The sequence below is a fragment of the Clostridium zeae genome (assembly GCF_017312485.1).
Classification (GTDB): Bacteria; Bacillota; Clostridia; order Clostridiales; family Clostridiaceae; genus Clostridium_AR; species Clostridium_AR zeae.
Window position 1 is genome coordinate 1 of sequence record NZ_BMBA01000025.1, and the last position, 323, is coordinate 323.

1 rRNA gene (running past one end of the window) is annotated in these 323 nt (G+C 50.5%); it reads left to right on the forward strand.

The window, feature by feature from the left end:
• Nucleotides 1–323 (forward strand): 23S ribosomal RNA (locus J3477_RS25925) (its annotated part continues 348 nt past the right edge of the window); the annotation flags it as partial.

Sequence of the window (323 nt, forward strand, 5' to 3'; positions counted from 1 at the left end):
AAAAACACAGGTCTCTGCTAAAGCGAAAGCTGATGTATAGGGGCTGACGCCTGCCCGGTGCTGGAAGGTTAAGGGGAATCGTTAGCGGTAACGCGAAGCGGTGAACTTAAGCCCCAGTAAACGGCGGCCGTAACTATAACGGTCCTAAGGTAGCGAAATTCCTTGTCAGGTAAGTTCTGACCCGCACGAATGGCGTAATGACTTTGGCACTGTCTCAACTGTAAATCCGGCGAAGTTGTAGTGCAAGTGAAGATGCTTGCTACCCGCGATTGGACGGAAAGACCCCGTAGAGCTTTACTGTAGCTTAGCATTGAGTTTCGGTA